Raw genomic sequence first — 6,993 nt, forward strand, 5'->3', positions numbered from 1 at the left:
CTGCACAACCTCACCCTCGCCGGATAGTCCAACGACCGCACAGCAACCGACCCTGCCCGGGCGGCTCATAGATCATTTGCGGGACAGCCCTTAGGGTCCTGGCCATGGACTCTGAACAGCTCGCACGTTCCTCGCGCAAATGGATGACCGCAGCCTTCACTGCGTTCGCCGAAGGCCCGCCGGCTCACGATTTGGCAGTGCACCACGCTGGGATCGCCGCCGAGCACATCCTCAAGGCGTACTTGGCCAGCCTCCATCCGGTGCTCATCGTGGAAGGCAAGGACTTCAACTCCATGCTCCATGCAACAGGGCATGGAGCACATGCCTCCGTTCCCGCCGAGCAGGTCAAGACCATTGGCTTGGCAGAAGCCCACCTTCGTGTGCAGAAGGTCTTGCGCAAGCGAATGCCCGTCGACCAGCGGGCATTGGGGCCGCTCGCCAACGCCCGCAATGGCGTGGCACACAGCGGCATATACGACAAGTCAGAGGTCGAAGCCGTCTTCACCACATGCCTCCGGCTGATTGATCCCTTGCTTGCCGAACTCGAAATCGGCCGTTCCTACTGGGGGGACTACCAATCCCTGCACGACAGGCTCCTTGAAGAGAGCGTGGTGGCCGTCCGGGTCCGGCTCGAGGGCAAGCTCGCCCGAGCCAAGGGCATCTTCACGGAACGCTACGGCCATTTGCCGCAGAAGGACCGCGAACTGGTACTCGCCACGATCGCGCGGGTTTCCCCGCCCGGCTACATCGAACACGACGAGCCCGCCACCTGCCCGGCGTGCGACTCTCCTGGCTGGCTCAGTGGCGACACGCACGTGGACGAAGAGGCTTGGGCAGTCCTTTTCACCCCCTTCGTCTACACCTGCCCAGCTTGTGATCTCCGCGTCGAGCACGAGGAGCTCGAAGAGCTGGAGGGACTCGGCGAAGAGATCAAGCTGGATGAGTCACCTGAAGACTTCTACGCGAACTGGGAGCCGGATGAGGACCTCTACCGGGACCGGTGACGATGCATCGCGTGGTCGGCCATTCCGCAATTTCTGATAGCCCGGCTTACCAGTAGCCCGCGGCCGCGACGGCATCCACGAGCTGCTCGACATGGAGACCGCCCGGGCGACCGCCGACACGCTCACGACCCTCCACGACGACCTCGCCCACGGGGCTGGCATCTCCGGACCCGCCGCACGACGCGCAATCCACGCGGCCGCGCATGCACCCACATTTTCCGGTTCGATCCGCACGCAGCGCCAAGCCCGCGACATCCTGAGCAACCCTTCCCTGACCGTCTACGACAACCCCCGCTCCCTGTTGATGTGCGTCTACAACCGGGATCGGGCACTCTGCCACCGGCAGGACGCCACCCATGCCCCACGGCTGGACCGCTGCCGGCCGTCGTGCGCGAACATCGCGCGCACCGACCACCACGCAGCCGGGCTCCTCGCTCACGCCAAGGTCCTGGAGGAACAGTCCGCCTCCGAAGCACTGCCGAGACCGCTCGCCGACCGGCTGGCTCGGCGTGCCGGGCAGTTGCGCGAGCTGGCCCGCCGCCACGAGCACGATCGCATCCACCATCAGGAGCCGACCGTATGAGCCCCGCCCCCGATGAACGCAACCGGATCCGGGCCGCGATGAACCGCATCCTGAGTGGTAAGCCTGAGCACTCCAACGGCGCGCTGACGATCGTCGCACTCGCGGCCGAGGCTCAGGTCCCCCGCAACGCGCTCACCCAGCGCCACCCCGACCTGAAGAACGACTTCTACGACCAGGTCCGTGCCCGCGGGCAGATGCCGGACAGCGAACGACGGCTGCGCCAGCAGGTCCGGCGGCTCAAGGAGCTTCGGGCTGCGGACGCCGAAGGGATCGCCCGGCTTAAGGCCGATGTCGAGGCACTGGTCGGCGCCCTGCACCAGTCGGTAACAGAGAACCGGGTGCTTCGACAAAAGCTATCCGAGGGGTCCGGCGTGGTCCGGGTACTGCCACAGCGGAGAGACGGCGACACCACTCATCCGGTGCGCCCGATCTGATGTGATCGTCAGCCTGGCGAGCGGAGCAATTGCAGATGGTGCACAAGAGCCGACATCGTGGCGAGCGGTAGCGGCGGGTTGGCCGCTGCGGCTTCCTCTACCTGCCAGTCGGGATCCGTGAGCAGCTCCGCCGGGCCCCGCGTCCCCATCGCCGACCGGAGGCACGCCCCGCGGTGGCGTAGGCCGCTCATTCCTGATCGGCGACCTTATGTGCCTTGCGCTGTTCCTTGCCGCCGGTGAGCGCGGACAGGGCGTCGTCCAGGCGTCGGGTGGCTTCCTCCGCAACGGGCTTGAGAGCGTCCTGGCCGGTCAGGGTGACCATGGTGCCAGGGTCGAGGGCCTGGACAGCGATGCGGTCGCCGTCGGTGCGGACGACGACGTTGCAGGGCAGCAGCAGGCCGATGGAGCGGTCCGCCTCGATCGCCCGGTGGGCCAGGGGCGGGTTGCAGGCGCCGAGGATCAGGTAGTCCTCCATCTCGTGGCCCAGCTTCTCCTTCAATGTGGCCCGCACGTCGATCTCGGTGAGGATCCCGAAGCCCTGCTCGGCCAGTGCTTCGCGTACGGCGGTCACGGTCTGTGCGAAGTCGCCGTCCACGTGCACGGTGCGGCTGTAGGTCATGGCCGTTCTCTTTCTTTGTCGTCTGGTGCGCTGATGTATCCGGTACCTGGCGGGCACTCGATCAGGGAGGCCCCCGACTTGGAATATACCCCGGGGGGTACTGGTGTTACGGTGGATACAGATACCCCCCGGGGTAATTTTCATTCGTTAGGAGTACCGGCGTGTTCTTCGTTGGCACCATCGAGCTGGAAGGTCTCGGCAACCGCAGCTACCTGGCCGGCGGTGAGAGCGCCGCAGTGGCGGTGGACCCGCCGCGCGACATCGACCAGGTCCTGGCGGCAGCCGCCCGGCGCGGGGTGCGGATCTCCCACGTGGTGGAGACCCACATCCACAACGACTACGTCACCGGCGGACTCGAACTCGCCCGGATCACCGGAGCCCGCTACCTCGTGCCGGCCGGCGCGAACGTCACCTTCGACCGCGTCCCAGTCGCCGACGGCGACCGTGTGGACATCGACCCCGGCAGCGGGGTGACGCTGGAGGCGATCGCGACGCCGGGCCACACCCCGCACCACACCTCCTACGCGCTGCGCGAGGCAGGGCGTGCGGTGGTCGTCTTCACCGGCGGGTCGCTGCTGACTGGCAGCGTGGGCCGCCCGGACCTGGTCGAGCCGCGGCTGACCGAGCAGCTGGCCCGTGCCCAGCACGCCTCCGCCCACCGGCTGGCCTCCGATCTGCCCGACGAGACGGCGGTGCTGCCCACCCACGGCTTCGGCAGCTTCTGCTCCTCGGCCCAGTCCGAGGGGGGGAGACCACCATCGGCAAGGAGAAGAGCGCGAACAGCGCGCTCACCGTGGACGTGGACACCTTTGTCGCGGACCTGCTCGCCGGCCTGGAGGACGTGCCCGCCTACTACGCGCACATGGGCCCGGCCAACGCTGATGGCCCCGCCCTCCTCGACCTGACCCCGCCTGCTCTCGCGGACGCCGACGAGATCGCCGCCCGCCTCGCGGCCGGCGAATGGGTGGTCGACCTGCGCAACCGTGTCGCGTTCGCCGAGGGACACGTGGCCGGGTCGTTCAACTTCGAGGCCGACGGCAAGCTCGCCACCTACCTCGCCTGGATGATCCCGTGGGGCAAGCCGGTCACCCTGCTCGCCGAATCCGCCGAACAGCTCGCCGACGCCCAGCGCGAACTGGCGCGGGTGGGCATCGACCGCCCGGCCGCCGCCGCCACCGGCACCCCCGCCGACTGGCTGCCCGCCGGACAGACCCCGGCGTCCTTCCCGCGCTCCACCTTCGCCGGACTCGCCGCACACGGCAGGGGTGAGGTGGTGGTCCTGGACGTGCGCCGTGACTCCGAGCGGGCGAACGGCTGGATCGACGGGTCGGTACACATCCCCATCCACGAGCTCCACGGCCGTATCGCGGAAGTTCCGCCGGGCACGGTGTGGGTGCACTGTGCCGGAGGCATGCGCGCTGCGATCGCAGCGTCCCTGCTGGACGCCGCCGGCCGCGACGTCGTCGCCGTCGACGACGGCTTCGACGCCGCCACCGACGCCGGCCTGCCCCTGACCACCGGCTGACACCCAGCTCAGCACGAGAAGGAGAGGGGAGAACCCTGATGTTCCTCTTCCGCCGCAGCCAGCCCCACGTCAGCGTGGACCAGGCCCGCAGCCGCACCAGCGGCGACAGGCCGGACGCCGTCCTGCTCGACGTCCGCGAGAACCCCGAGTGGAACGCGGGCCACGCCCCCGGCGCGATCCACGTACCCCTGTCGAAACTCGTCGCCGGAGCCGGCCCGCCGGCCGAAGCCTCCGACCGGCCGCTGGTGGTGATCTGCCGCAGCGGACACCGCTCACAGCAAGCCGCGAAACTCCTCAACCAGCGCGGCCAGAAGGCGGTCGACGTCAAGGGCGGCATGAACGCGTGGGCCGCCGCCGGACACCCCGTCCTCGACGAACGCGGGAACCACGGCCAAGTAGCGTGACCGCCTTCGTTCTCGCCCTCATCGCCGGAGCCGTCGTCGGCCTCGCCCTCGGAGCCCTGGGCGGCGGCGGCAGCGTCCTGGCCGTACCCGCCCTGATCTACCTGCTCGGTTTCAGCCCGTCCGCGGCCACCACGGCCAGCCTGATCATCGTGGCCGCCACCTCCGCCACCGCCCTGTATGCCCACGCCCGCGACGGCCACGTCGCCTGGAAAGCCGGATCGCTGTTCGCCGCCGCCGGCATCATCCCCGCCTACCTCGCCGGAGCCGCCGCCGGACGCGTTCCGGAAACGGTGCTGACCGTCGCGTTCGCGGTGATCGCGGCCCTGGCAGCGGTACGGATGTTCCGCCCGTCCGCCTCCCGCCCGCCGGAGCGGATACGGCCCGGCAAGGCAGCCGGGGCAGGCGCCGGACTCGGTGCGGTGACCGGCTTCCTCGGCGTCGGCGGCGGCTTCCTCGCCGTCCCCGCCCTGGTGAGCGTCCTTGGCCTGACCATGCGAAGGGCGGTGGGCACCAGCCTGCTCGTCATCACCGTCAACTCACTCGCCGCCCTGGTCGCCCGCACCGGGACCGGCGGCGGCCTCGACTGGGCACTGATCGGACCGTTCACCGGAGCGGCGATCCTCGGCGCCTGGGACGGCAAACGCCTCAGCAGCAAGGTCTCCGGCAACAGCCTGCAAAGAGTCTTCGCCGGGGTGCTGCTGGCGGTGGCCGCGTTCATGCTCATCGACGTGATCGCATGAACAGCCCAGCCACCGCGGCCCGGCTCAGGCCAGGGACAGGAACAGCTTCTCCAGCCTCGCCCGCATCTCATCGCGGTCACCGGGCGCCTGACCGCCCTCGGCCATGCAGTGCTGCAATCCGGTCGCGATGATCGCGAACCCGGCCCGGTCCAGCGCACGGGAGACCGCCGCGAGCTGCGTGATCACATCCTCGCAGTCCCGGCCCTCCTCGATCATCTTGATGATCCCCGCGATCTGGCCCTGAGCCCGCCGCAGCCGGTTGAGGACCGACTTCAGCTCGTCGGCCGCCATCTCAAGCTCCATCGTCTACCTCCACAAAATCTAATACCCCTAGGGGTATTATACCGGGTCCGGAAACCCGCCCCCGGAACAGCACGGAAGGACCACCCCGCACATGACCACCCCCACCGCCCTCATCCCCGCCCAAGCCGCCGCCCGCCTCGCCGACTACACGGTCATCGACGTGCGCACTCCCGGCGAATACGCCTCCGGGCACCTTCCCGGCGCCCACAACATCCCCCTCGACCACCTCCACACCGCACTGCCCGCCCTCAAGGCAGCAGCAGCCCGCGGCACCCTCCTCATGGTCTGCGCCTCCGGCAACCGCTCCACCACCGCCTGCACCGAACTTGCCGCAGCCGACATCCCCGCCACCACCCTCACCGGTGGCACCACCGCCTGGGCCGGCGAAGGCCACACCCTCCACCGTCCCGACAACGCCACAGCGGTCTGGCCCATGGAACGCCAGGTCCGCCTTGCCGCCGGATCCCTCGTCGTCCTCGGCCTCGCCGTCGGCACCCGCTGGCGCCCCGCCCGCTGGCTGTCCGCAGCCATCGGAGGCGGCCTGATCTTCTCCGCTGCCACCAACACCTGCGGCATGGCCGCTGCCCTCGCCAAACTCCCCCATAACCAGCCCCGCACCACCGACCTCCACGCCACCCTGCAAGCTCTGCAGGACTAATACGGCCGCCGCAGGAGCAGGCCGCTGTACCCGTAGCGCGTATCCGAAGTTCAACACGCTCAACTTGACAGAGAAGTCGTCGCTGACCATGGCCCGGAACCGGTCGAGTTCCAGGACCTCGGCCCACCACCTCCTGGCCAGTGTCGACTTACCGGACCCTGCGGGGCCGATCAGGCAGACCAGTGCCGGGGCGGGGATCGTCGCGTTCGCGGACAGCGCTCCGTACGAGCGGAAGAGGGTTATGCGTTCTCTCCTTGCGGGGAAGGATGCGGGCAGGCGCGCGGGCGGCCCCGCTGCGGTCACCGCGTCTGGCTTACTGAACGGGCAGGTGGTCACCGGTTCGCTCACCACCGCGGGCGGGGGCCGGTCACGGCTTGGACTCAGCTCGTGGTGACGTGCGGCCGGTCCTGGTGAGCGCGCCGGTCATGGCGATGTGGGTTCAGCCTCAGTCCCTTATGCGGCCAGCCGGTCTGTGACCGACGTGGTGGTGAGGACGTAGGTGCCGGGGGTGGGCTCGTATCCCTGGGCGCAGGGGTCGCATGAGCCGACGGTGCGAAGGGGGGGCAGTAGTAGTAACGGCGCGAGCAGCGGGAGCAGGTGCTCCTGGCGGCCATCGCACGGTCCGGTGCCTGAAGTTTCCCCGTGATCTCGGACACTCGTTCGTTATGCCGCGAGGGTGTGTTGATGTCGCTGCCTGGTCTCGGCCGGGGTGAGGTAGCCGAA

Annotated in this window: 8 protein-coding genes and 1 pseudogene; 7 read left to right on the forward strand and 2 right to left on the reverse strand. The window is 69.1% G+C overall.

What is annotated here, in order from left to right:
• Positions 1 to 104 precede the first annotated feature (104 nt).
• The 3 genes from ABZ154_RS34450 (at position 105) to ABZ154_RS34460 (ending at position 2,021) form a co-directional block, all read left to right on the forward strand.
• Entirely contained in the window at positions 105 to 1,004 is a 900-nt protein-coding gene (locus ABZ154_RS34450; protein ID WP_356838363.1) for a hypothetical protein, read from the forward strand.
• A 91-nt stretch (positions 1,005 to 1,095) separates the two neighbouring features.
• Positions 1,096 to 1,587: a hypothetical protein gene (locus tag ABZ154_RS34455; protein ID WP_356838364.1), complete on the forward strand. Its 492-nt coding sequence runs from the start codon at positions 1,096 to 1,098 to the stop codon at positions 1,585 to 1,587.
• Complete coding sequence (locus ABZ154_RS34460; RefSeq protein ID WP_356838366.1) at positions 1,584 to 2,021, forward strand: hypothetical protein; 438 nt, start codon at positions 1,584 to 1,586, stop codon at positions 2,019 to 2,021. The genes ABZ154_RS34455 and ABZ154_RS34460 overlap by 4 nt, the downstream gene beginning before the upstream one ends.
• 187 nt (positions 2,022 to 2,208) lie before the next feature.
• Here the strand turns inward: ABZ154_RS34460 and ABZ154_RS34465 are convergent, their stop codons facing one another.
• Positions 2,209 to 2,640, reverse strand: a complete 432-nt coding sequence (locus ABZ154_RS34465) for a DUF302 domain-containing protein (protein WP_356838367.1) — start codon at positions 2,638 to 2,640, stop codon at positions 2,209 to 2,211.
• Between the two features lie 161 nt (positions 2,641 to 2,801).
• Between ABZ154_RS34465 and ABZ154_RS34470 the strand changes: the two are divergent.
• The 3 genes and pseudogenes from ABZ154_RS34470 to ABZ154_RS34480 all read left to right on the forward strand — a co-directional run bounded on the left by ABZ154_RS34470 (position 2,802) and on the right by ABZ154_RS34480 (position 5,309).
• A pseudogene (locus tag ABZ154_RS34470) lies at positions 2,802 to 4,165 on the forward strand (MBL fold metallo-hydrolase).
• 38 nt (positions 4,166 to 4,203) lie between these two features.
• Positions 4,204 to 4,569: a rhodanese-like domain-containing protein gene (locus tag ABZ154_RS34475; protein ID WP_356838368.1), complete on the forward strand. Its 366-nt coding sequence runs from the start codon at positions 4,204 to 4,206 to the stop codon at positions 4,567 to 4,569.
• Positions 4,566 to 5,309 carry a sulfite exporter TauE/SafE family protein gene (locus tag ABZ154_RS34480; RefSeq protein ID WP_356838369.1) on the forward strand — a complete coding sequence of 248 codons (744 nt, stop codon included), beginning with the start codon at positions 4,566 to 4,568 and terminating at the stop codon, positions 5,307 to 5,309. The genes ABZ154_RS34475 and ABZ154_RS34480 overlap by 4 nt, the downstream gene beginning before the upstream one ends.
• A 24-nt stretch (positions 5,310 to 5,333) precedes the next feature.
• Here ABZ154_RS34480 and ABZ154_RS34485 read toward each other — a convergent pair whose 3' ends face one another.
• Entirely contained in the window at positions 5,334 to 5,612 is a 279-nt protein-coding gene (locus ABZ154_RS34485; RefSeq protein ID WP_356838371.1) for a metal-sensitive transcriptional regulator, read from the reverse strand.
• A 91-nt stretch (positions 5,613 to 5,703) separates the two neighbouring features.
• Here ABZ154_RS34485 and ABZ154_RS34490 point away from each other — a divergent pair, with 91 nt between their 5' ends.
• Positions 5,704 to 6,270: a rhodanese-like domain-containing protein gene (locus ABZ154_RS34490; RefSeq protein WP_356838372.1), complete on the forward strand. Its 567-nt coding sequence runs from the start codon at positions 5,704 to 5,706 to the stop codon at positions 6,268 to 6,270.
• Positions 6,271 to 6,993: the final 723 nt, after the last annotated feature.

Origin of the sequence: Streptomyces sp. NPDC006261 (assembly GCF_040613515.1) — a bacterium.
Classification (GTDB): Bacteria; Actinomycetota; Actinomycetes; order Streptomycetales; family Streptomycetaceae; genus Streptomyces.